A 21,680-nucleotide genomic window follows, 5' to 3' on the forward strand; every position below is an offset into this window, starting at 1 on the left:
GCGCTTGACCAGCGAGGATGTGTTCTATGGCGTCTACTACGCGCTCGCGTACCAACCGGGGGTCCAGCGTCCCCCGGGCCCGCCGGGCCGCCGGACGCGCTGAGAGGGGCGTGGAGGCCGCGATCCGGGCCTCCCGGGCCGGGGGGAAGGCAGACCCGACGAGGGCCGCCGTGGAGGCCGTGGTGCGGATCGTCGCCCGGGGCCTGGACGTCGCCGCCGACGACCCATACGCCCTCGCCCAGCTCGTTCCCCGGATGCTGGACTGCCTGCGCCTGGCGCAGCTCGTCCCCGAACCGGCGGGGGCCGCCGATGACACATGGGAGCGGTTCGCACGGGCTATGGCCACCCCCGAAGTGGTCTACGGAGCCGACCCCCGGTAGCGCCACGTTCGGCCCGGCGGTCGGCCGTCTCGCCGCCGCGCTCGGGACGCCGCTCATGCCGTGGCAGCAGTACGTTGCCAACGTCTCCTTGGAGGTGGCCGACTGCGGGACGCGCTTCCGGTACAGCTCCGTTCTGGTCTCGGTTCCCCGGCAGGCAGGCAAGACCACGTTGCTGCGGCCGGTCATGACGCACCGCTGCCAGATGGTCCCGGACGCGTCCACGTGGCTCACGGCACAGAAACGCATGGATGCCCGGGACCTGTGGATGACGACCGTGCGGCACGTCGAGCGCTCGCCGCTGGGTGCGGTGACCACGACCCGCCGCGCCAACGGGTCGGAAGGGCTCTTCTTCCCCGGCGGCGCGGAGCTGCGGTTGTTCGCGCCGACCGAGGACGCCTTGCACTCCAAGACGACCGACCTTGTGGCCGTGGATGAAATGTGGTCCTTCGGGGCGGACGTCGGCCGGATGCTGCTCCAGGCCATCGACCCGACCCAGGCAACCCGCCAGTGGGCCCAGATCTGGTACGTCTCGACTGCGGGGAACGGCCGCTCCACGTGGATGCGGCCGATGGTCGAACGGTGCCGCGCGGAGCTTGCCGACAAGCAACAGGGGGAGACCGCGTTCTTCGAGTGGGGCATTCCCGAGGACACCGAGGATCTGACCGACCTCGCCGTCTACGCCGCCCATCATCCGGCGGTCGGGCACACGATCTCCCCGGACGTCCTGCGCCGGTCTCAGGGGCGCATGGACGCCTCCGAGTTCGCCCGCGCCTACGGCAACTACTGGGTGTCGTCCGCGAGCTTCTTCCTGGCTCCGGCGGTCTGGGAGCGGGGCCGCGCGTGGGCGCCGCTGGCCGGGCCGGTCGCGTTCGGCGTCGAGCAGACCCCGGACGGGTCGGGCGCGTCGGTCGTCGCCGCCGGGACCCTGCCGGACGGCCGCCGCGCCGTCGAACTGGTCGAGCAGCGGACGGGGGTCGGGTGGCTCGTGCCCCGGCTCCTGGAGCTGGTCCAGCGCCACCGTCCGGCCGCCGTCGTCGTCGACCCGTACGGGCCCGCCCGCAGCGCGCACAAGGCCCTGTCCGAGCAGCACCGGGTGCCCGTCCCCCTGGCCGACCCGTTCACCGCCGCCGACCTGATCCAGGCGCACGACGAGTTCATCACGAGTCTGGTCGAAGGGACGGTGGCACACCGGTCCCACGCGCGGCTGGATGCCGCCCTGCTGTGCGCGACGTCCCGGCAGGTGCGCGAACAGCAAGTCATCTCCAGGGTCTCGACAACCGAGGGCGAGCACCCGGCCGCGCTCATCGCCGCCATGCTCGCCCTGTACGGGCAGGCACACCCGCCCGAGGCCGGGGCCCGCCCCCAGGTCGGCAGCAGCACCGCATGACCCCGCCCCGCGGAGTGTGACCCGCGCCACACGGAACCCCGCCCCGCGGCCTGTGACCCACGTCACAGTGAGCCCCCGCCGGCCTTTTCTGGCCTGTGACATGGGTCACACGGTCTCGAGACCGCGCGGTCCGGCCGGTCCCGGCTCGCCGCGCCGCCCGCCATATCCGGAGGTAGCCTCCGGTTATGGGTCGATGGTCTCCGTTCAAGCGCCCGGCGCACGGTGGCGAAGCCGTGACCGGGCGCACGTGGACGATCGGTGACGACCCTCCGCCGCCCCGCCCGGACGGACTCAATCCCGCGCTCGCCGCCCGCATCGCTGGCACCGACCCGGGACATCTCTGGGGGCGCGTGCCGCGCACGGTCGCGATGCGCGTACCGACCGTCCGGCGGGGCGTCCGGCTGATCTCCGACGCCATCGGCACGATGCCGCTGCGCCGCTGGCGCGACGGAGAGGAGATCCCGCCGGGGCCGATGCTCACCCAGCCCGAGGCGTGGCGCCCCTACTGCCGGTCGGTCGCCGCCATCGTCTCCGACCTGATCCTGTACCCGTCGGCGTGGTGGCTGGTCGTCGCGCGGGACGCGTGGACCGGCTACCCGACGTCCGTGGTCCGGCTGGACCCCGACTACGTCCAGGTGGACGTGGAGCCCGGCTCCGACGTGATCACCCGCGAGTGGGCGACGTACCGGGGGCGCCCCGTGGACCCCGCCGACCTGATCCACTTCGACGGCCCGGACGAGGGCCTTCTGACCTTCGGGGACCAGACGATCTTGACGGCCCTCGCCCTGGAGGCCGCCGCCGCCCGCTACGCCTCCCCGGAGATCCCGACCGGCATCCTGAAACAGACCAGCCAATACGAGCTGACCGACGACGAGGTTGACGCGCTCCTGGAGCGCTGGGAGCGCTCGCGCCGGACGCGCGGGACGGGGTGGCTCAACGGGGGTGTCGACTACCAGGGGGTCACCACGACCCCCGCCGATTTTCAGCTCGTGGAGTCCCGCGAGGAATCCGCGCTCCAGCTCTGCCGACACCTGGGACTCCCGCCCCGGTACGCCGCCGTGTCCTCCGGCGACTCCCTCACCTACTCCACGCAGCTGAGCGAGCGGTCCGACCTGATCGAGCTGTGTTTCGCGCCGTACTTGTCGGCCATCGAGGAGCGCTTGAGCATGTCCGACCGCAACGGGTCCCCGCGCGGGCAGAGCGTGCGGTTCTCCGTGACGGACTTCCTGCGCGGCGCGCCGCTGGACCGCGCGGAGCGGTACGCCCGGCTGCTCCCCCTGGGGGTCCTGACACCGCAGGAAGCCCGCGCCGAGGAAGGTCTGACCGGGCCCGCCCCCAAGCCGCCCGCCCCGGCGCCGCCGCCCGCCGCCGCGCCCCCGGCGCCCCGCGAGACAGAGGCCCCGTCATGATCCTGCGCCTGTTCGCCCCCGTCGCCGCCGTGGCCGGGGCTTCCGAGCCGCCCCCCACCGACCCCGCCCAGCCCGCACGGTCGGTGGGGGGCCCCATCCTCACCTATGGTGTCCGCGCCACCCCGTCCGGCCCGTTCCCCGCTGTGACGTTCGCGCCCGGCTCCCTGGAGACAGAGGGCGATCTGTCCCGCGTGAAGCTGCTCCGCGACCACGACGACCGGCAGCCGCTCGGGTACATGGCCGACTTCACCGACTCCCCGGCCGCCGCCGACGCGACGTTCGCGGTCGGCTCGCACCCGGGCGCCGTGGACGCCCTGGCCCTCGCCGCCGCCCGCGTCCTGGACGGTTTCTCGGTCGGCGTCGAGCCCATCGAGTGGACCGAGGACGCCGACGGGGACGGGGTGACCGTCACCCGCGCCCGGCTGCGTGAGGTCTCTCTCGTGGCCCTGCCCGCTTACACCGACGCCCGCGCGGTGCGCGTGGCCGCACAGGAAGGCACTCCCGTGAACCCCACCCCTACCCCGCCCCCGGCCGCGCCCCCGCCCCCGGCGCCCGCCGCGCCCCCGCCCCCGGCTCCGGCCGCGCCGCCCGCCGAGTCCGTGGAAGCGGCCGTGCGCCGCGTCCTCGCCGAGGAACGCGCCCCGGCCGCCCACGCACCCCTGACCGCCGACCACGTCACAGGCACCCCCGGCGCCCTCACCTTCGCCCGCGCGGTCGACCGTGAGGGGTACGGCCGGACCCTGCCCGCCGTCGTCGTGGGCAGGGAGCGCGTCGACGCCGCCGACTACCTGGCCGCCTCCCTCTCCCTCATGATCCACGGGGAGCGCGCCGAGTGGGACAGGGTGACGCGCGTCCTGGCCGCTGTCGACCACGAGGTGACCGGCTACGTCCCCGGACTCCTCCCTGAGGTGATCGTGGGGCCGATCCTGGACCGGCTCGCGCCGAAGCGCCCCGTCTGGAACTCGTTGGCCGTGCGCACCATGCCCAGCACGTCCGCGAAGTTCGAGCGGATCAGGATCACCAAGCACACGCTTGTGGAGAAGCAGGTAGCGGAGAAGACCGAACTGCCCAACAGGCCGCTGCACGTGAACGTGGACGACGTGATCAAGTCGACGTACGGCGGCTGGGTCAACATCTCCCGACAGGTGCTCGACTGGACGTCGCCCGGGGCCCTGGCGCTCATCATCGAGGACCTGACCGCCAATCTCGTCCGGCAGGCCGAGGAGCGCGCGGCCGTCGACCTGGTGGCCGCCGCCACCGCGTCCATCACCGCCGACCTGACCGACCCCGTCGCCCTCAACTCCGCGATCTACCAGGCCGCCGCGCAGGTGTACGGGGCGACGGACGCCGACAACTCGGCGGCTGACCGGATCTGGATGTCGCCCGACATGTGGGCGCAGATCGGCAGCATGGCCGACGCCGACAAGCGGCCCCTCTACCCGGTACTCGCCCCCGGGAACGCGATGGGGACCCTCTCCCCGGCGCGGCCGACCGCTGAGGGCGACAACGTGGGAGGGCTGAGGCCGGTCGTCTCCGGCAAGCTCCCCAAGGCAACCTTGATCGTCGGGACGTCCGACGCCATCGAGGTCTACGAGGATCAGCGGGGGACGCTCCAGGCCGTCGAGCCGTCCGTCCTCGGCGTCCAGGTCGCCGCGTACGCCTACCTGGCCACCTACCCCGCCCACCCGCTCGAACTGGTCGCGCTCAAGCAGGGCACGCCCCCGCCGGACGGCGGGAAGGGCTGACGGCCGTGGCCCGTGAAATCACCGTGCAAGAGGTGGCCGATGTCATCGGCATCGCGCCGCCCGCCGAGGGCACAGCGGACGCCGTGTGGCTCGCGCGGGCCGTCGCCGCCATCGACGCGCTCGCCGTCGACACGGTGCCCCGGCTCCGGCTCATCGAGGCCGGGGCAGAGCCGGGGCAGCCGCTCCCGCAGTGGCCCGAGGACATCCGGGCCGCCCTGCTGCTCCAGGCGCAAAGGATCTTCGCCCGGCGGTCCTCCCCCACGGGAGTCGCCGGGTACTCCGACCTGGGGGGAGCTGCTGTGTACGTCTCCCGCTGGGACCCCGACGTCGAGAGATTGTTGAGGATCGGATCATGGGCCCCGCCACAGACAGGTTGATCACCGATGACATGGAGACCCTGGCCGCGTTCATCCGGCCCGGAGTCGACCGGCCCGTCACCACCGACCCCCGGAACATCACGCCGCCGTGCGTGCTCATCGAGCCGCCCCGCCTCACCCCCGGCACCACCCTGTGTGCCGACACGGACGCCCGGTACTCCGTCCTGGTGGTCGGTCTCCCCGGGGCGTGGGCGGAGCTGGGAGCCCTCGCCCGGCTCCTGGCCGACACGCTCCGCGCGCTCGATGCCGCGTCCCTGCCGTGGCTCCTCGCGGAGCCGATCTCCTACTACCCGCTCGCCGCCGCACAGAGCGTCGAGCCCTCCCAGGCCTACCGGATACAGATCGGAGAATGACCCATGACCACCCCGACCACGCCGCCCAGCGCCCGCACAGGGCGCCTCACCGTCACCGCCGCCGACGGCACCCGTACGACCGTCGCCTGTCAGGTGACCGCCGTCGTCCTGAACCCCGAGGCGGCACCCCTCGCCGTCGCCGCCGCGCCCGTCTCCCCGACGCAGGTGGACGGAGAGTGAACCCATGGCCACACCGACCACGCCCACCGCCACCCGGGTTCGGAGGGGAGTCTTCACCCTCCAGGCCGAGGGTGAAGAGTCCCCGACCGTGTTCTCATGCCAGCCGACCAGCGTGGTCCTCACCCCCGAAGCGGGGGACGTGGGGGACGCCCTGGAGGTGCTGTGCGGCACGTCCATACCCGGGCAGGCAGCACCCACGAAGTGGACCATGGCCCTCACCTCCATCCAGTCCATCGAGACCACCGACACCGCATCAACGTCCCTGGTCATGTACGCACTTGAGCATGATGGGGAGACCGTGAAATTCACGTTCCAGCCCTCCCCGACCGCCAAGGTCTGGACTGGCAGGGTGACCGTCGTCGCTATCTCCATCGGCGGGGAAGTCGGCGGCACGGCCCCGACGTCAGAGGCCGAGTGGCCCATGGACGGGCCCCCTACGGAGCAGAAGACGCCGCCCGCCGCCGGGAAGACGCTCGCCGGAGCGGGGGCGTAGTGGCCGGGGCCCGGGGCACCACCATCGTCCGGGTGGTCGGGGGCCGTGAGCTGCGCCGCCGACTGCGGACCGTCGAAGGCGGGCTGGACGACCTCCGCGACGCGCACCGCTGGGTCGCCGCCTACGTCGGCGCGCTCGCCCGCGCGGGCGCGCCCGTGCGGACCGGCCGTCTCGCCGCCACCGAGCGGGACTCCGGCACCCGCACGACGTCCGTGGTCAGGTTCGGCCGCGCCACCGCGCCGTACGCGGGGCCCATCCACTACGGGTGGCCCGCCCGGCACATCGCCGCCCAGCCGTGGGTGGTCACCGCCGCGCAGGCGAGCGAGAGCGTGTGGACCGCTTACTACGAGTCGGCCGTAGCCGATCTGGTCGAGAGGACCCCCGCATGAGCAGCCGAGGCACCCCGCCGCCCCCGCCGGACGCCCCGCGCCCGCCGTCGTTCGGCTGGGTCACCGACCCCATGGGACTGACCCGCAACGAGATCAGGGAGTTCTGCGCGGCCGTGGGCGCCGCCGACCTGGCCGCCGTCGACAACACGGCGTTGCCCGGACTGGTCGCCGTGGCCTACGCCCGCCGGGCCGACCCCGTCGCCTACCCGTGGGGCGCCGCCGGACGCATCCCGCTCGCGGACCTGGCCCCCGACGACGACCAGGAGGACGACCAGGAGGACGCCGCCGCCGCGTACGCCGAGGAGAGGACGGCCGCCGCCCTCGCCGGGGAGGAACCCCCGCTCCCCCCGCCCTGAGGGGCGCCGCCGGGGCTGACGTACTCCTCGCCCGCGCGTGGCGGATCTCCCCGGCGGAGCTGCGCCGCTGCACCGGCCACGAGATCGCCGCCATGCGCGCGCTCCTGGAACTCGAACACGACGCCCGCCGCTGATCCCCCGCCCTCGCCCCGTGTGCGCCCGGCCGACCCGAAAGGACGGCCGCCATGGGGCGCCCCGCCAATCTCCGGATCAACATCACGTCCGACAGCAGGCAAGCCAGACAGGATGTCGCGCAGACCGAACAGGCAGTCGGCGGAACCCTGGAGAAGCTCAAGACCGGGGGCGCCGCACTCGCCGCCGGGGCCGCTATGGCAATCGGCGCCGCCATCATGAGCGGATTCAATCAAGCTCTCGAACAGGGCAAGATTACCGCCAAATTGGGGGCCCAACTCGGCGCCACCCCGGCCGAAGCAGCGAAATACGGGAAGGTCGCCGGGAAGATGTTTTCCCAGGGGATCGGAGAGGACTTCCAGGCCGCCGCCGACTCCATATCGGCCACCATGCGGTCCGGGCTGCTCCCCACGAATGCGACAGAGGCTCAGGTCCAGAAGATCTCCACCAAGGTCTCTGACCTTGCGTCGACCTTCGATCAGGACTCAAGTCAAGTCGCGCGCGCCGTCGCCCAGATGCTCAAGACCGGAATGGCCGACAGCGCCGACGAGGCTTTCAATGTCCTCACCAAGGGGTTCCAGAACGGCAACAACGCCGCTGACGACCTCCTGGACACGTACAGCGAATACTCCACCCAGTTCCGGAAATTGGGGCTGGACGGACAGACCGCTATGGGGCTGATCACCCAGGGCATGAAAGGCGGCGCGACAAACGCCGACATCGTGGCGGACTCCCTCAAGGAGTTGTCGATCCGGGCCGTCGACGGCAGCAAGTCAACTGCCGACGGTTTCAAGGCGATTGGCCTCTCAGGCGAGGAGATGGCCGCGAAATTCGGCAAGGGCGGGAAGACCGCCGCCGAAGCCCTTGACCTCACCATGGACCGACTTAGCTCGATGCCGGACCCCGTCGCCAAGGCACAAGCGTCCGTCGCCCTTTTCGGCACCCAGAGCGAGGACCTGGGGAAGGCTCTCGACTCCATGGACCCCTCGCAGGCCGTCAAGAGTCTCGGGTCGGTCGGGGGCGCCGCCGACAAACTCGGGACCTCTCTCCGGGACAACGCGTCCGGCAGGATTGAGCAGTTCAAGCGGTCGGCACAACAAGCCCTGGTCGATTTCGTCGGGGCGAAAGTCCTTCCCATGCTGGAAAAGCTCTGGGCCTTCTGGCAGAAATACTTGTCCCCCGTGGTGGAGGTGTACGTCCGCATCCTGCGCAATCACCTCCAACCCGTCCTGGACGCCGTACAGAAAGGCGTGGACAAGGTCCGCAAGGCACTCCAGGACAACAAAGCCAAACTCGACCCGCTCATCAAGGCGTTCCGGGAATACTTCGTGCCCGCACTGGTGAAAGTGTCCGAATGGGTCGGCAAAGTTGCGGGGGGCATGGTCGGCGGACTCTTCGACGCGTTCGTTGACCTCATCGAACTTGTGGCGGACGGAGTGGACGCCCTGGCGAAATTCGTCCGCTGGTGCAAAGACGCAATCAACTGGATTGGCAAACTCGAAGCGCCGGACTGGCTTTCCTCGCTCGGCGGGGTTTTCGGCTACTCGATGAGCGCCGCCCCGTCGACGGCCGCCCGGGGCGCCCTCGCCGCCGCTCCCCGGGCCGGGGCCGTCCCGGGATGGCTCCGCATGGCGCCCGTGCCGGTCGTGGTGCATGTGACCATCGACGGGCAGCAGCTCCAGGGGCGGATCACCCGGACCGCCGCCGCCGCACTCCAGGCCGAAGGCGCCCGCTACCTCGCCGGGGGGTGGGCGTAGTGGCCGTCACCCTCGCCTTCGTCTCGCGGGCCGCCGCGCTCGGATACGGGAACTGGCAAGCCCAGGTCAGCACCGACCCGGCCGCCGCGCAGGGCACCGCCTACTCACTCGTCCTGAACGCCGGGGCCGGACCGCTCACGGGGACGCTCGACGCGTTCGGGTTCGCCACCGTCGACACCGTCCGGAGGATCTCCGCCGGACCCAAGACCGCCACGGTCACCGTGACCGGGCACGGCGACGCGTCCGCCCGCTGGACCATGGAAGCGCTGGCATGGGGCCCCGTGGTGGTCGACGGCCGCAGCGTCTCCGCCGAGGGGGCGTGGTGCGTCTCCGGGGGCGGTCCGGCCGGATCGGGCACCGATGCCCTACTCGACTGGGGCGACGGGACCACGTCGCCCGGCACGATGACCGCCCCGACGTGGACCACCGGCCGCTGTGTGTTCGCCCTGCACCAGTACCCGCAACAGCTCCAGGACCGCACCTACACCCTGCGGCTCACCAGCGGCGCGCAGAGCATCCAGCGGGCCGTCACGGTGCTGGGTACCGGCCGCGCGATCCTGCGCCCCTCAGGGGGCGCCACAGGGGCCGTGGCGGACATCGTGGAGTGGCCGCAGCGGGACTATCAGCGCTCCGCCGTCGTGCTGCCCGTGGTCGGCCGCACAGACCCTGTGGTCATGGTCGACGCGTTGCGGGCACCGTCGAGCACCCTCACGCTCCTCACCCGCACCCCGGGCGAGGCCCTGGCGCTCCTGGCGGTGCTCCGCCTCACCGAACCACTGCAACTGCTCCCGTCGTGTCCGGCCGTCGAGTCCGTGTGGCTCATGGTCCTCGCCGCGACCCCCCGGCGCCTGACCAACTCCGGCACAGACGTCCGGCGCGTGTGGGACGTGGAGATCCAGGAGGTAGCCGCACCATGAGACCCGTCTCGCCGCGCTGGGGCGCCACCCTCGCCCGCTCCCACGGGTACGTGTCCGCCGTGACGTCGTGGCTGGGAGGGAAGTCCCTTGGGGCCGTCCCGATCACCGCCGGACAGCTCACGTACGACGTGACCGCACGGGGCCGTCGCCGCTGTCAGCTCACCGTCCCGCTCCGCGCGGACGGGAGGACTTGGGACCCCGGCACCGACCCCGCCCACCCCCTTGCATCCTTCGGCCAGCGGCTCCAGATCGCCGCCGGGATCGTCCACCCCGGCGGGGACCGCGAGATGATCCCTCAGGGGTGGTACCTCATCACCGACACGGCCACGGACGAGAGCGCCGGAACCGTGACCGTGACCGGCAGCGACCTGTACCAACTCATGGATGAATCAAGGGTGGTTGGCAACCCCTATGGGGGTTTCGGCCCTGAGTCGAGCTACGCCGACGTGGTAGATCACTTGACCTACGTGTGTCTCAAAAACTGGTGGATCACGGACCCGCAGATCCTGCCGTACCGGATCACCGGCGGTCTCACGGACAGGCAGCTCGCCGCGTACCTGGAGATCCCCGAGCAGGCCGACCGCTCGGACCCCCTCGCGGTCCTCTGCGACTCCTGGCCCGCACAAGCCGCCGTCAACGACGCCGGGGAACTGGAGATCAGCCCTCCCGTCACCGCGCCCGCCGCCACGGCCGTCGCCGTCATCGCCGGGGACACCCGTACCGGAACACTCGTCTCACGGGGCCGCCAGCAAGCCCGCCAGCGCGTCTACAACGCCACGTACACGGTCGGCACAGACCCGGGCACTGGCGCGGTCCGGGCCACGGGCCGCGCGGAGCGGACCACGGGCCCGCTCTCCATCACAGGCCCTTACGGCTGGGTCTCCCGCTGGTACTCGTCCCCGCTCCTCGCCACCAACGGCCAGGCGCAGCGGACGGCTGAGACGCTCCTCGCCCGGGGCACCCTCTACGCCCGCACCGAGTCCGTGACGGCCGTCCCCGATCCGTCCCTCGAACTCCAGGACACGGTGGACGTGATCACGACCGCCGGGGGGCGTTTCCGGGGACTGGTCTCCGCGATCACCCTTCCTCTGACCGCGTCCGGCCCCATGACCCTGTCCGTCACCACCGACACCGGAGCGCCCGCATGACCACCCTGGCCCAAGCCCTCCAGACCACCCCACCGCCGCCCCTGCCCATCACCCTGCGGGCCGTCCAGTCGGCCACCGCCGCCACCGTCACCACCGCGCTCGGGCCCGTCGTCAACGCGACCGGAGCCACCCCGTCCGGCGGGTCGGTCGTCGTCGTGCAGATCTCCGGCACCCCCTACGCCATCGGATGGCAACGCCCCTGAGAGGGGGGCGAAGGGGGCACCCCGAGAAAATGCCGGCCGTCCCCCAACTCGCTTGTGTGTCATGGGAGTTCAGGGCTCCGGCGAGTGCAGGCCATGAGGCCGCGCCGCACGCACGAGGGGCCCGCAGCGACTGTTCCGCTGCGGGCCCCTCATCCACCCTGGCTCTAGCGCTTCACGCCCGCCAGGAACGCCGTCCACGCGCCGCCGCCGACGACGACCACGCCGCCGTCCGCGACCTTCGAGTCACGCACCGGCACCACCCCGGGGACGCCGTCCGCGACCTCCACGCAGTCGCCGTTTCCGCCGCCGCTGTACGTGGACTTCCGCCACGTCGCCGCGTCAAGGTCAGGCTTGTTGATCATGTCGTTCGTGCTCCTTCGCAGCCTTCTCCAACAGGGTGAGCGAGTCCTCAACCGGCAGAGCCTCACTCAGCGCAAGATCGTAGGACGTTCGACAGTCCTCGATCACTTCCGGATCGTCTAGGACGCGACCCGTATGCAGACCCTCAACGTAGGCGATCGGGGGGCAGTCCTTGAAGCGCATCAGGTGAACCATGCTCTCCATCAGCGCGTGTGCACCGCTCGTGAATGGAAGTACCTGGACCCGGATGCGACCGCCCCGGGCAAGCGCCACGATGTGGCGAAGCTGTTCCGCCATCACCGTTCCCCCGCCGACCCGCCGCCGGATCACGCTCTCGTCCAGAAGGGCCCAGACCTGCGGCCCTTCTGGGTCGCTGAGGATCAACGATCGGTCTATCCGGTTCCTGACTCGCCGCTCTACATCCTCCGTTGTGTAGTTCACCGAGTACGCCTCGAACACGGCCGCAGCGTAAGGCGCCGTCTGGAGCAGCCCCGGAACGAGAGTGGGCCCGAACAGCCTCAGGGACGTTGCCAGCTTCTCCAGTTCGTACGCCGCCGCGAAGTGATCCGCGAATCTGCCCTCCTCAAGCTCGATGCGCCAGCGGGTGAAGAAGCCATCGGTGCCTAGTGCCTGATCAATGCGCTCCGCGTCCTCGATGCGGGGCCGTCGCCGTCCAGCCTCGAAGTGGCTGATCATCTGCCCAGAGATCTTGAGAAGTTGCCCCAACTCAGCCTGAGTCAGCCCGGCAGCCTCCCGGCGGCGCGCCAGTTCTCGGCCGAAGAACTCTTGTGGGGAGAACCCCGGCGCCCCCAGGGCTTCACCCTCTGTCTCTGTCATGGCCAACGCCCTTTCTATACAAACGGATTTGGAGAGCTGACCCCCCTTCCGGAGGGTAGCGCCGCCCGCCGATGCTCGTAACTCAACCAACCGGCACGGTCACGGAAGGCAGGCACGGCATGGCCACGACGCACCCCCGTTACACCCCGTCGCCAGGGTGGGAGTTGAACCGCATTCACGAAAGCCGGGTGAAGCTGATGGACGTCGGCGGGGAGACTTGCATCGTGCTCCCGCAGCGCGTCATCTATCAGGGGTCGATGCGCGGGGACTCCGGCCTGGTGATGGACCGGAGCCAGGCGGAAGCGCTGCACGGCGAGCTGTGTCACGTGCTCTCCACCGAGGCGGGGCGCCCGCACCCCTGGAACTGCGACCCCTCCCCCTTCGGGCGGCCCCAGTGATCACCCGCTACCTCCTGGAGCCCGCCGGGCGCGCAGGTGCCTGGATCGCCGCCGCCGCCTTCTTCGCATCGCCGCTGCTCGCCGTCGCCCTGGCCATCGCCGGGACGCCCGACTACTGACCCCCTCAGATTCCCTTCCCCGCCGGGTGACAACCACCGAATGGGCTCCCCGCACGTTCCGTGTCCCGGCGGGGAAGGGGCAGGACCCGCCCCGAGCGTGAGCGGTCGGCCGCGCTCGGGGCGGTTCGCAAGATCAGCACAAAGGATCAAGCACCCCCGGCATCATGGGATGACGCGACTCCTGGGAAGGCTGAACCCTTGGATCAGTCCTTGTTCAACACGTCCGGCATCCCCATCTTGCTGGGAATGGCTGCGGTGAATCGGCGCTTCTGCGTGGAGTGCGGATCACCGAGCACGTACACGCTCGACACGATCGACCCGTTCAAGCTCAAGCCCATGCGGTCGCGCATCTGTGACAGCTGCGGACGCGTGACCGCCGGATACCTCCCCGAAGGGACCTCGAACGATGAGACGACTGCTGCGCGCCCTGACCGCCCCCCGCACTAACCCGAACTGCGGCACCTGCGGCGGAAGCGGGTGGCTTGGTGACATCCACTGCCCGACCTGCAACGGCCCCAGCTGAGGGGTTGCCCAAGACTCGGGGAGCGGTGCCCAGCGCCCCCCGCTGAGTGCTCCCCGACGCGCCCCGGCTGACGCCCTCTGCCGGACCCGTCACCGGGGCGCCCCGACCCCTGCCCGCAGCGGACGCGCTGCGGGCAGGGGTTTCTCATTTCCGGGCGAAGTGTGGCGAATGGGGGCAAAGGCCTTGGTCAAGGACATACCCGACGCTTGGTCAAAGTCCGGAAGCCCAGCGCTTTGACCTGCACAAATTCGTTCGGTAGAAAGAGTTCTGGTTCGCCGCCCTGAAGGTCGGCGCGATCGTGCTGTTCCTCGGCATCGGCGTCCTCGCCGTCACCGGTCTGCTGCCCGGCACGGACTCCCCCGGCGCCACCAACCTGACCGGCGACGGCGGTTTCTTCCCCCAGGGCTCCGAGGGCCTGATCGTGGGCCTGCTGGCCTCCGTCTTCGCGTACGGCGGACTGGAGACGGTCACCATCGCGGCGGCCGAGTCGGAGCACCCGGTCCAGGGGGTGGCCAAGGCGGTCCGCACGGCCATGTGGCGCATCGCGCTCTTCTACATCGGCTCGATGGCGGTCATCGTCACCCTGGTGCCCTGGAGCGACCCGGCCGTGGTCGAGAAGGGCCCGTACGTCGCCGCCCTCGACCACCTCGGCATCCCGGCGGCCGGGCAGATCATGAACGTGGTCGTGCTCGTCGCCCTGCTCTCCGCGATGAACGCCAACATCTACGGCGCCTCCCGGATGGCCCGCTCGCTCGTCGCGCGCGGCCAGGGCCCCAAAGCGCTCGGCCGCACGAACGGCGGCGTCCCCCGCCCGGCGGTGCTGGCCTCCTCCGTCTTCGGCTTCGGCTGCGTGCTGCTGAGCTACTGGCGCCCGGACGACATCTTCCTCTGGCTGCTCAACATGATCGGCGCGGTCATCCTGGTCGTCTGGTTCTTCATCGCCGCCTCCCAGCTGGTGCTGCGCCGCCGCACCGAACGCGAGGCGCCCGAGAAGCTGGTCGTGCGGATGTGGGCCTTCCCGGTGCTGACCTGGGTGGCGCTCGCGGGCATGGCGGCGATCTTCGTCCTGATGGCCCGCGAGGAGGGCACCCGGACCCAGCTGTACGGGACGGGCGCCCTGACGCTGCTGCTCGCCGCCGTCGGCTTCGCCCGCCAGCGGGCGGCGGCCCGCCGGGGCTGATCCCGCACCCGTCCCGCACGGACGATGCCCGCACGGGCCGATGCCCGCACCCGAGGAACCCCGGACCGCCCGCCCCGGTCCGGGGTTCCTCCGCGTCCGGGGTCCTCCGGGTGCGGGGTCCATCCGGTCCGGGGGCCTTCGGGTGCGGAGGTCCTCCGGTCCCGGGAACGGGGCCGGAGGCGGAGGCCGGGTGCGACACGGGACCTAGGGCGAAGGGCTGATCAACAAGGAGTGCACCTACTGTTAGCCTGCACCTGCATATAAGTTGCAATAAGCAGGAGCAGTCGAAGGGGCCGGGCACATGGCGATCTACACACTTCCTGAGCTGCCGTACGACTACGCGGCGCTGGAGCCGGTGATCAATCCGCAGATCATCGAGCTGCACCACGACAAGCACCACGCCGCGTACGTCAAGGGCGCGAACGACACCCTGGAGCAGCTGGAGGAGGCCCGCGACAAGGACCAGTGGGGCGCGATCAACGGCCTGGAGAAGAACCTGGCCTTCCACCTCTCCGGCCACATCCTCCACTCCATCTACTGGAACAACATGAACAGCCCGAAGGAGGGCGGCGGCGGCGAGCCGCTGGCCGCCGACGGCATCGGTGACCTCGCGGACGCGATCACCGAGTCCTTCGGCTCCTTCGCCAAGTTCAAGGCCCAGCTGACCAAGGCCTCCGCGACCACCCAGGGCTCCGGCTGGGGTGTCCTCGCGTACGAGCCGATCAGCGGCCGCCTCATCGTCGAGCAGGTCTACGACCACCAGGGCAACGTCGGCCAGGGCTCCGTCCCGGTCCTCGTCTTCGACGCCTGGGAGCACGCCTTCTACCTCCAGTACAAGAACCAGAAGGTCGACTTCATCGACGCCATGTGGCAGGTCGTCAACTGGCAGGACGTGAGCAAGCGCTACCACGCCGCCAAGGCCTCCGTACCGCTGATCTCCTTCTGATCCGGTCCCCCGGACCGGTCTCCTGACCGGTCCGGGGCCGGTCCGGGCCCCACGGGGCTCCCCCGCACGTCCTGCTCGTGATCGTCTTCTCAACCTTCACCTGCGGACGGAACGAAGAAGAACCCCCGCGATGACATGAATCGCGGGGGTTCTTCCGTTCCGTCACCGGGACCGGTCACTCGAAGCTGGGAGCCGCCGTCCGGGTGCGCTTGATCTCGTAGAAGCCGGGTGTGGACGCCACGAGCAGCGTGCCGTCCCACAGCCGGGCCGCCGCCTCGCCGCGCGGGGTCGGGGTGACGACCGGACCGAAGAAGGCGACCTCGTCGCCGTCCGGGCCCGGCACCGCGACGACCGGGGTGCCGACGTCCTGGCCGACCTTGTCGATGCCCTCCTTGTGGGAGGCGCGCAGCTCGGTGTCGTAGGTGTCCTTGTCGGCGAAGTCCGCGAGGTCCTCGGGCAGACCGGCGTCCTTCAGGGCGCCCACGATCGCCTCGCGGGTCACGCCCTCGCCGTTGTTGTGGAAACGGGTGCCGAGCGCCGTGTAGAGCTTGCCGACGACCTCGTCGCCGTGCAGCCGCTGGGCCGCCGTGACCACCCGGACCGGGCCCCACGCCTGGGTCTCCAGCATCTCGCGGTACTCGGCGGGCACCTCGTCCAGCCGGTCCTCGTTCAGGACGGCCAGGCTCATGACCTTCCACCGCACGTCCACCGGACGCACCTTCTCGACCTCGATCATCCAGCGGGAGGTCATCCAGGCCCACGGGCACAGCGGATCGAAGAAGAAATCGGCGGTGGTCCTGCTCTCGGACATGTCGCTCCTCGGTGGGGCCGTCGGAATTTCGGCGGGTGGTGCGCCGAAAGGAGGGAACCCCGGGACGCCCCGGGGCATTCCCGTGTCCCGGGCGACAGCCGCACATGGGAGAATCGCTCCTGTTTCGAACGCGCCACGAAGGAGTGACCGTGCCCGGTGAGAATCTGTCCCGCGACGAGGCCCACGAGCGGGCGGCGCTGCTGTCCGTCGACGGGTACGAGGTCGTCCTCGACCTCCGCTCGGCGGTCGGCGACTCGGCCGAGGAGGTGCGCACCTTCCGCTCGGAGACCACGATCCGCTTCCGCCGCACCGGCGAGGGCACGAGCACCTTCGTGGACCTGATCGCCCCGTCGGTGACCTCGGTCACCCTCAACGGGCGCTCCCTCGACCCCTCGGCCGTCTTCGACGGCGCCCGGATCGCGCTCGACGGCCTCGCCGACGAGAACGTCCTGGTGGTGGACGCGCGGTGCGCCTACAGCCGTACCGGCGAGGGGATGCACCGCTTCGTCGACCCGGAGGACGGCGAGGTCTACCTCTACACGCAGTACGAGCCCGCCGACGCGCGCCGGGTGTACGCCAACTTCGAGCAGCCCGACCTCAAGGCCCCGTACCGCTTCTCGGTGACCGCGCCCGAGGAGTGGACGGTCTGGTCGAACGGCGCGGGCGAGCGGGACGCCGGGGGCGTGTGGCGGTTCGCCGAGACCGCGCCGATCTCCACGTACATCACCTGTGTCGTGGCCGGTCCCTACCACTACGTGACGGACAGCTACACCCGTGGTGAGCTGGAGATCCCGCTCGGCGCGATGTGCCGGAAGTCGCTCGCGAAGCACTTCGACGCGGACGACGTCTTCCTGATCACCAAGCAGGGCTTCGACTTCTTCCACGACAACTTCGACTACCCGTACCCCTTCGGGAAGTACGACCAGGCCTTCGTCCCCGAGTACAACCTCGGCGCGATGGAGAACCCAGGCATGGTGACCTTCCGCGAGGAGTACATCTACCGGGGCAAGGTCACCCAGGCCGCGTACGAGAGCCGGGCCAACGTCATCCTCCACGAGATGGCGCACATGTGGTTCGGCGACCTCGTCACCATGGTGTGGTGGGACGACCTGTGGCTCAAGGAGTCCTTCGCCGACTTCATGGGCTCCTTCGTGAACGCCGAGGCCACCCGTTTCAGCGACAGCTGGGTGACCTTCGCCAACAACCGCAAGGCCTGGGCCTACCGCGCCGACCAGCTGCCGTCCACCCACCCGATCACGGCCGACATCCGTGACCTGGAGGACGCCAAGCTCAACTTCGACGGCATCACGTACGCCAAGGGCGCCTCGGTGCTCAAGCAGCTCGTCGCGTACGCCGGACGGGACGCCTTCCTGGAGGGCGCCCGCCGCTACTTCAAGCGCCACGCCTTCGGGAACACCCGGCTCGCCGACCTCCTCACGATCCTGGAGGAGACCTCCGGGCGGGACATGAGGTCCTGGGCGAAGTCCTGGCTCCAGACCTCCGGGGTGAACACCCTCGCCCCGGCCGTCACCCTCGACGCGGAGGGCCGGATCACCGAGCTGGCCGTCCTCCAGGAGGGCGACGAGCTGCGCCCGCACCGCGCCGCCGTCGGCCTCTACCGGCTCGTCGACGGGGAGCTCGTCCGCTACGCGCGGTCCGAGACCGACATCACCGGCGCCCGGACCGTCGTCGCCGACCTCGCGGGCGAGGAGCGGCCCGACCTGGTCCTCGTCAACGACGACGACCTCACCTACTGCAAGATCCGCTTCGACGAGGAGTCGCTCGCCACCCTGCGCGCCCACCTCGGCGACATCAGCGACCCCCTGGCCCGCGCGCTGTGCTGGTCGGCGCTGTGGAACCTGACCCGCGACGGTCTGATGCCCGCCCGTGACTTCGTCTCGGTCGCACTGGCCTTCGCGGGCCGCGAGACCGGTATCGGCGTCCTCCAGATGGTGCACGCCTGGACGAAGTCCGCCGTCACCCTCTACGCGGCCCCGGAGTGGCGCGAGGAGGGCGGGCGCCTGCTCGCCGAGGGCGGGCTGCGGGAGCTGCGGCTCTCGGAGCCGGGCAGTGAGCACCAGCTGACCTGGGCGCGGTTCTTCGCCGCGACGTCGTCCTCCGACGCCGACTTCCAGCTCCTGGAAGGGCTGCTCGACGGCACGGCGAAGATCGACGGTCTCGACGTCGACCAGGAGCTGCGCTGGGCGCTGCTCTCCCCGCTCGCCGCGCACGGCCTGGCGGACGAGGAGCGGATCGGGGCGGAGCTGGCCCGGGACGACACCGCGACGGGCAAGCGCCACCAGGTGCGGCTGCTGGCCTCGCGGCCCTCGGCCGCCGTCAAGGCCCAGGCGTGGGCGCAGGTCGTCGAGTCCGACGCCCTGTCGAACGCGCTGGTGGAGGCGACGATCGCGGGCTTCGTCCAGCCCTCGCAGCGGGAGCTGATCGCGCCCTACGCGCAGAAGTACTTCGCGGTGATCGAGCGGCTGTGGGCCGAGCGGTCGATCCAGATCGGCATGGACGTGGTCCGGGGCCTGTTCCCGGGGCTCCAGGACGACGAGGCGACCCTCGCGGCGACGGACGACTGGCTGTCGGCGCACGCCTCGGCCGCCCCGGCGCTGCGGCGGCTGGTCCTGGAGGCGCGGGACGACCTGGCGCGGGCGCTGCGCGCGCAGGAGTGCGACGGCCGGGCGGCCTGACCCCCGCCCGGAGGGGGCCGGTCCGCACGCGCGGACCGGCCCCCTCCGGCGTGTGCGGCCCCGGCCCCTCCGGCGTGTACGGCCCCGGCGTCTACGGCTTCCCGGACGCCCGGGTCGTACGGCCGGGTGCCCCGGGGCGCCCGGCCAAGCGCCCGGATCCGTCCGCGCGCGTGCCCGGAGCCGTCCGGCCGGACGCTCATCGGCAGTCGAACGCGCGTACTTTAGGGCGAGGTTGTCCTCAATTGTCGACGGGCGTGTAACAGGGGTTAGGGGAGCCTTCGGAAGCGGAAGACCCCCGGCATGAACCACGACACCCCCCTCACTCCCTGCCCGCTCCCGCTCTCCTCGCGCACCGGGCGGACGCAACGGCTCGCGTCCGCAGCCCAGTTGAGGTCCCTGGGCATTCCGGCCGGGGAGGTCGCCGCCCGCTGCCGTCCCGGCGGCTGGCAGCAGCTGCTGCCCGGTGTCTTCCTGCTCCAGCCGGGCCCGCCCACCGGCGAGGACCGGCTCCGCGCCGCCCTGCTCTACGCCCGCAGGCCCGGGGCCGTACCGCCCCGGGACCCGGACCCGATGATCACCGGGCTCGCCGCGCTCGCCCTGCACGGCTTCGCCTCCGCTCCCCCGCTCGCCGCCCTCGACCGGATCGACGTCCTGGTGCCGCGCACCCGGCGGCTGCGCTCGACCGGCTGGGTGCGGGTCGTGCGCGCCGCCGAGACCCCGGAGCCGCTGGAGCCGACCGGCGTCCCCGTCGCCCCGGTGGCCCGCGCGGTCGCCGACGCGGTGTCCGGCCTCTCGGACGCGGAGACCGTACGGTGTCTCCTGACCGAGGCCGTGCACGGCGGCCACTGCGAACCGGGCGCGGTGGTGCGCGAGTTGAACCGGGCCCGGCTGCTGACCCGGCCGCACGTGGTGGACGCGGTGGACGCCCTGCTGACCGAGGGACGGTCACGGTCCGAGGAGCGCCTGTACGAGATGGTGCGGGGGTTCGGCCTGCCGGAACCGCTGTGGAACGTGGATCTGCGGCTGCCGGACGGCCCGCACCTGGGCGGGGTGGACGCCTACTGGCCCGACCAGGCGGTCGCGGTGGAGCTGGACACCCGGGCGCCCCGTCAGGACGACGACGCGCTGTGGTCCGCGTACACCCGCAAGCGGGAGCACCTGGAGCGGCTCGGCGTCACGGTGGTCCATCTGACCCCGCGCAAGCTGCGCGAGGCGATGGACCAGCAGGCCACCGTGGTGCGTACGGCCCTGATGGCCGCGTCCGACCGGCGGCCCGCCGCGTGGATCGTCGTCCTGCCCCGGTGACCGGTCAGGCCTTCGGAGCGGTGCCGCAGAACTCGGCCTCCAGGACGGCCTGGCTGTCGCCCGTCCAGTCGGCGTTGAAGTTCATGGCCAGCGAGTGCCGGCCGTCCTTGGTGACCACGGCTTCGGAGGAGGAGCCGTGGATGCCGCCGCCGTGGCCCCAGACCTCCTTGCCGCAGCTGAGCTTCTGCTTCATCAGGCCGAGGCCGTAGCCCAGGCCCGGGAGTTCGGCGGAGAGCGGGATCGTGGTGGTCAGCTCCCGCTGCTCGGCCTTCGGGAGCAGCTTGCCGGTGATCAGGGCGCGGTAGAAGGTCTGGAGGTCGCGGGCGTCGGAGATCATCTCGCCGGCCGCGCCCGCGATGCTCGGGTTGAGCGTGGAGACGTCGTGGACCGGGGCGTTCACGTCCTCGGAGAGCGTGGAGTACGCCGGGCTGCTGGGCCGGGGCATGGCCGAGCGGGTCCCGGGGACGCTGGTGGAGCGGAGCTTGAGGGGCTTGATGATGCGGTTCTCGACGGCCTTGCCGTAGGGGCGGCCGGTGACCTTCTCGATGACCATGCCCGCGAGGACGAAGTTGGTGTTGGAGTAGTTCCAGCCGGTGCCGGGGGCGAAGTCCGGCTGGTGCGCCATGGCGACGGAGACGAGCTGCGCCGGGGTCCAGGTGTCGTAGCGGTGCTGCAGGAAGCCGAGGCCGAAGACCTTCTGCTGGAAGGCGGGGTCGCTGGTGTAGCTGTAGATGCCGCTGGTGTGGTTGAGCAGCTGCCGGACGGTGATCTTCCGGCCGTCGTGGCCGTTGCCCTCGACGACGCCGGGGAGCCACTTGTCGACCGGGTCGTCGAGGTCGATCCGGCCCTCGGCCTGGAGCTGGAGGAGGACGGTGGAGGTGAAGGTCTTGGTGATGGAGCCGACCCGGAAGCGGTCGTCGCCGCCGCGCTCGCCCGCCGTGCCGGTCCAGGAGGAGCGTCCGTCGCGGGCCTGGGCGACGGCGCCGGGCACTCCCGCGTCGACCGCGGCCTGGAGCGCCCGCTGGGTGGCGGTGTGGTCACCCTTCACCGGTGCGGCCGGTGCCGCGGCGAACGCGGGGGCCGCGAGGGCGGTGGCGGCGATCCCCGCGGCCAGGACGGTGGCGAGGACGGTACGGGTGGTGCGTACGGCGGTCATGCGGGCTCCCCTGAGGCTGTCGTGCCTGAAGTGCGGTCGCGGGGGAGGACTCCGGGGCCGGGCGGGAGGGTTGAGCGGCGGTGGGACGGTTGAGTGTGTTTCGGCCGTTCGGCCCAGGGGGCG

The 21,680-nt window shown here is 71.3% G+C and carries 24 protein-coding genes and 1 pseudogene; 20 read left to right on the forward strand and 5 right to left on the reverse strand.

Translation table 11 applies throughout. The annotated features are described in order from the left end of the window. Positions 1–110 precede the first annotated feature (110 nt). From ACIRQY_RS29065 to ACIRQY_RS29130, 14 genes are all read left to right on the forward strand, one after another. Complete coding sequence (locus tag ACIRQY_RS29065; RefSeq protein WP_403930705.1) at positions 111–380, forward strand: hypothetical protein; 270 nt, start codon at positions 111–113, stop codon at positions 378–380. A 55-nt stretch (positions 381–435) separates the two neighbouring features. Beyond that, positions 436–1,767, forward strand: a complete 1,332-nt coding sequence (locus ACIRQY_RS29070) for a phage terminase large subunit family protein (RefSeq protein ID WP_403930707.1) — start codon at positions 436–438, stop codon at positions 1,765–1,767. A gap of 233 nt (positions 1,768–2,000) precedes the next feature. Continuing rightward, complete coding sequence (locus tag ACIRQY_RS29075; RefSeq protein WP_403930709.1) at positions 2,001–3,176, forward strand: phage portal protein; 1,176 nt, start codon at positions 2,001–2,003, stop codon at positions 3,174–3,176. Then, positions 3,173–4,921, forward strand: coding sequence for a phage major capsid protein (locus tag ACIRQY_RS29080; protein WP_403930710.1), 1,749 nt, complete (start codon positions 3,173–3,175; stop codon positions 4,919–4,921). The genes ACIRQY_RS29075 and ACIRQY_RS29080 overlap by 4 nt, the downstream gene beginning before the upstream one ends. A 32-nt stretch (positions 4,922–4,953) precedes the next feature. After that, the gene (locus ACIRQY_RS29085) at positions 4,954–5,298 is read left to right on the forward strand and encodes a hypothetical protein (protein ID WP_403930712.1); all 345 of its coding nucleotides are present in this window, start codon (positions 4,954–4,956) and stop codon (positions 5,296–5,298) included. Next, on the forward strand, positions 5,274–5,651 hold the full coding sequence (locus ACIRQY_RS29090; protein WP_403930714.1) for a hypothetical protein: 378 nt from the start codon (positions 5,274–5,276) through the stop codon (positions 5,649–5,651). The genes ACIRQY_RS29085 and ACIRQY_RS29090 overlap by 25 nt, the downstream gene beginning before the upstream one ends. A gap of 3 nt (positions 5,652–5,654) precedes the next feature. Further along, entirely contained in the window at positions 5,655–5,831 is a 177-nt protein-coding gene (locus tag ACIRQY_RS29095; protein WP_403930715.1) for a hypothetical protein, read from the forward strand. A 4-nt stretch (positions 5,832–5,835) separates the two neighbouring features. Further along, complete coding sequence (locus tag ACIRQY_RS29100) at positions 5,836–6,324, forward strand: hypothetical protein (RefSeq protein WP_403930717.1); 489 nt, start codon at positions 5,836–5,838, stop codon at positions 6,322–6,324. Further along, positions 6,324–6,713 carry a hypothetical protein gene (locus ACIRQY_RS29105; protein ID WP_403930718.1) on the forward strand — a complete coding sequence of 130 codons (390 nt, stop codon included), beginning with the start codon at positions 6,324–6,326 and terminating at the stop codon, positions 6,711–6,713. The genes ACIRQY_RS29100 and ACIRQY_RS29105 overlap by 1 nt, the downstream gene beginning before the upstream one ends. Next, positions 6,710–7,069, forward strand: coding sequence for a hypothetical protein (locus tag ACIRQY_RS29110; RefSeq protein WP_403930720.1), 360 nt, complete (start codon positions 6,710–6,712; stop codon positions 7,067–7,069). The genes ACIRQY_RS29105 and ACIRQY_RS29110 overlap by 4 nt, the downstream gene beginning before the upstream one ends. Positions 7,070–7,254: 185 nt before the next feature. Next, the gene (locus tag ACIRQY_RS29115) at positions 7,255–8,958 is read left to right on the forward strand and encodes a phage tail tape measure protein (RefSeq protein ID WP_403930721.1); all 1,704 of its coding nucleotides are present in this window, start codon (positions 7,255–7,257) and stop codon (positions 8,956–8,958) included. Next, the gene (locus tag ACIRQY_RS29120; RefSeq protein WP_403930723.1) at positions 8,958–9,875 is read left to right on the forward strand and encodes a hypothetical protein; all 918 of its coding nucleotides are present in this window, start codon (positions 8,958–8,960) and stop codon (positions 9,873–9,875) included. The genes ACIRQY_RS29115 and ACIRQY_RS29120 overlap by 1 nt, the downstream gene beginning before the upstream one ends. Next, the gene (locus ACIRQY_RS29125) at positions 9,872–11,023 is read left to right on the forward strand and encodes a hypothetical protein (RefSeq protein WP_403930725.1); all 1,152 of its coding nucleotides are present in this window, start codon (positions 9,872–9,874) and stop codon (positions 11,021–11,023) included. Before ACIRQY_RS29120 ends, ACIRQY_RS29125 begins: the two co-directional genes overlap by 4 nt. Continuing rightward, entirely contained in the window at positions 11,020–11,226 is a 207-nt protein-coding gene (locus ACIRQY_RS29130; RefSeq protein WP_403930726.1) for a hypothetical protein, read from the forward strand. Before ACIRQY_RS29125 ends, ACIRQY_RS29130 begins: the two co-directional genes overlap by 4 nt. Positions 11,227–11,390: 164 nt before the next feature. On the opposite strand, the gene ACIRQY_RS29135 is transcribed toward ACIRQY_RS29130, so the two are convergent. Next, entirely contained in the window at positions 11,391–11,588 is a 198-nt protein-coding gene (locus ACIRQY_RS29135; RefSeq protein ID WP_403930727.1) for a DUF397 domain-containing protein, read from the reverse strand. Further along, complete coding sequence (locus ACIRQY_RS29140; RefSeq protein ID WP_403930728.1) at positions 11,572–12,423, reverse strand: helix-turn-helix domain-containing protein; 852 nt, start codon at positions 12,421–12,423, stop codon at positions 11,572–11,574. Before ACIRQY_RS29140 ends, ACIRQY_RS29135 begins: the two co-directional genes overlap by 17 nt. Positions 12,424–12,587: 164 nt before the next feature. Here ACIRQY_RS29140 and ACIRQY_RS29145 point away from each other — a divergent pair, with 164 nt between their 5' ends. Next, complete coding sequence (locus ACIRQY_RS29145) at positions 12,588–12,821, forward strand: hypothetical protein (RefSeq protein WP_403930730.1); 234 nt, start codon at positions 12,588–12,590, stop codon at positions 12,819–12,821. Beyond that, positions 12,818–12,940: a hypothetical protein gene (locus tag ACIRQY_RS29150; protein WP_403930732.1), complete on the forward strand. Its 123-nt coding sequence runs from the start codon at positions 12,818–12,820 to the stop codon at positions 12,938–12,940. The genes ACIRQY_RS29145 and ACIRQY_RS29150 overlap by 4 nt, the downstream gene beginning before the upstream one ends. Before the next feature lie 203 nt (positions 12,941–13,143). Here the strand turns inward: ACIRQY_RS29150 and ACIRQY_RS29155 are convergent, their stop codons facing one another. Then, positions 13,144–13,290, reverse strand: coding sequence for a hypothetical protein (locus ACIRQY_RS29155; RefSeq protein WP_403930734.1), 147 nt, complete (start codon positions 13,288–13,290; stop codon positions 13,144–13,146). A gap of 435 nt (positions 13,291–13,725) precedes the next feature. Here ACIRQY_RS29155 and ACIRQY_RS29160 point away from each other — a divergent pair. Next, positions 13,726–14,643: pseudogene (locus tag ACIRQY_RS29160) on the forward strand (amino acid permease); the annotation flags it as partial. 301 nt (positions 14,644–14,944) lie between these two features. Beyond that, positions 14,945–15,589, forward strand: a complete 645-nt coding sequence (locus ACIRQY_RS29165; protein WP_351791942.1) for a superoxide dismutase — start codon at positions 14,945–14,947, stop codon at positions 15,587–15,589. Between the two features lie 175 nt (positions 15,590–15,764). Here ACIRQY_RS29165 and ACIRQY_RS29170 read toward each other — a convergent pair whose 3' ends face one another. Continuing rightward, positions 15,765–16,400 carry a DsbA family protein gene (locus ACIRQY_RS29170; RefSeq protein WP_403930736.1) on the reverse strand — a complete coding sequence of 212 codons (636 nt, stop codon included), beginning with the start codon at positions 16,398–16,400 and terminating at the stop codon, positions 15,765–15,767. A 149-nt stretch (positions 16,401–16,549) separates the two neighbouring features. Between ACIRQY_RS29170 and pepN the strand changes: the two genes are divergently transcribed. Both pepN and ACIRQY_RS29180 read left to right on the forward strand, forming a co-directional pair. Further along, positions 16,550–19,096 carry an aminopeptidase N gene (gene pepN / locus ACIRQY_RS29175; protein WP_403930739.1) on the forward strand — a complete coding sequence of 849 codons (2,547 nt, stop codon included), beginning with the start codon at positions 16,550–16,552 and terminating at the stop codon, positions 19,094–19,096. 300 nt (positions 19,097–19,396) lie between these two features. After that, positions 19,397–20,401 carry a hypothetical protein gene (locus tag ACIRQY_RS29180; protein ID WP_403930740.1) on the forward strand — a complete coding sequence of 335 codons (1,005 nt, stop codon included), beginning with the start codon at positions 19,397–19,399 and terminating at the stop codon, positions 20,399–20,401. 4 nt (positions 20,402–20,405) lie between these two features. Here the strand turns inward: ACIRQY_RS29180 and ACIRQY_RS29185 are convergent, their stop codons facing one another. Continuing rightward, positions 20,406–21,557 (reverse strand): serine hydrolase domain-containing protein, encoded by a 1,152-nt coding sequence (locus ACIRQY_RS29185; RefSeq protein WP_403930742.1) that lies wholly within the window; start codon positions 21,555–21,557, stop codon positions 20,406–20,408. Positions 21,558–21,680 lie beyond the last annotated feature (123 nt).

Source organism: Streptomyces sp. NPDC101490 (genome assembly GCF_044767145.1).
Lineage (GTDB): Bacteria > Actinomycetota > Actinomycetes > Streptomycetales > Streptomycetaceae > Streptomyces.

Bases quoted from the DNA above. Each gene is read 5' to 3' on its own strand.
- ACIRQY_RS29115 (WP_403930721.1), top strand. From the start codon at position 7,255: ATGGGGCGCCCCGCCAATCTCCGGATCAACATCACGTCCGACAGCAGG.
- ACIRQY_RS29170 (WP_403930736.1), bottom strand. From the start codon at position 16,400: ATGTCCGAGAGCAGGACCACCGCCGATTTCTTCTTCGATCCGCTGTGC.
- ACIRQY_RS29135 (WP_403930727.1), bottom strand. From the start codon at position 11,588: ATGATCAACAAGCCTGACCTTGACGCGGCGACGTGGCGGAAGTCCACG.
- ACIRQY_RS29100 (WP_403930717.1), top strand. From the start codon at position 5,836: ATGGCCACACCGACCACGCCCACCGCCACCCGGGTTCGGAGGGGAGTC.
- ACIRQY_RS29165 (WP_351791942.1), top strand. From the start codon at position 14,945: ATGGCGATCTACACACTTCCTGAGCTGCCGTACGACTACGCGGCGCTG.
- ACIRQY_RS29155 (WP_403930734.1), bottom strand. From the start codon at position 13,290: ATGCGCGACCGCATGGGCTTGAGCTTGAACGGGTCGATCGTGTCGAGC.
- ACIRQY_RS29185 (WP_403930742.1), bottom strand. From the start codon at position 21,557: ATGACCGCCGTACGCACCACCCGTACCGTCCTCGCCACCGTCCTGGCC.
- ACIRQY_RS29110 (WP_403930720.1), top strand. From the start codon at position 6,710: ATGAGCAGCCGAGGCACCCCGCCGCCCCCGCCGGACGCCCCGCGCCCG.
- ACIRQY_RS29140 (WP_403930728.1), bottom strand. From the start codon at position 12,423: ATGACAGAGACAGAGGGTGAAGCCCTGGGGGCGCCGGGGTTCTCCCCA.
- ACIRQY_RS29180 (WP_403930740.1), top strand. From the start codon at position 19,397: ATGAACCACGACACCCCCCTCACTCCCTGCCCGCTCCCGCTCTCCTCG.
- ACIRQY_RS29090 (WP_403930714.1), top strand. From the start codon at position 5,274: ATGGGCCCCGCCACAGACAGGTTGATCACCGATGACATGGAGACCCTG.
- ACIRQY_RS29080 (WP_403930710.1), top strand. From the start codon at position 3,173: ATGATCCTGCGCCTGTTCGCCCCCGTCGCCGCCGTGGCCGGGGCTTCC.
- ACIRQY_RS29130 (WP_403930726.1), top strand. From the start codon at position 11,020: ATGACCACCCTGGCCCAAGCCCTCCAGACCACCCCACCGCCGCCCCTG.
- ACIRQY_RS29125 (WP_403930725.1), top strand. From the start codon at position 9,872: ATGAGACCCGTCTCGCCGCGCTGGGGCGCCACCCTCGCCCGCTCCCAC.
- ACIRQY_RS29070 (WP_403930707.1), top strand. From the start codon at position 436: ATGCCGTGGCAGCAGTACGTTGCCAACGTCTCCTTGGAGGTGGCCGAC.
- ACIRQY_RS29095 (WP_403930715.1), top strand. From the start codon at position 5,655: ATGACCACCCCGACCACGCCGCCCAGCGCCCGCACAGGGCGCCTCACC.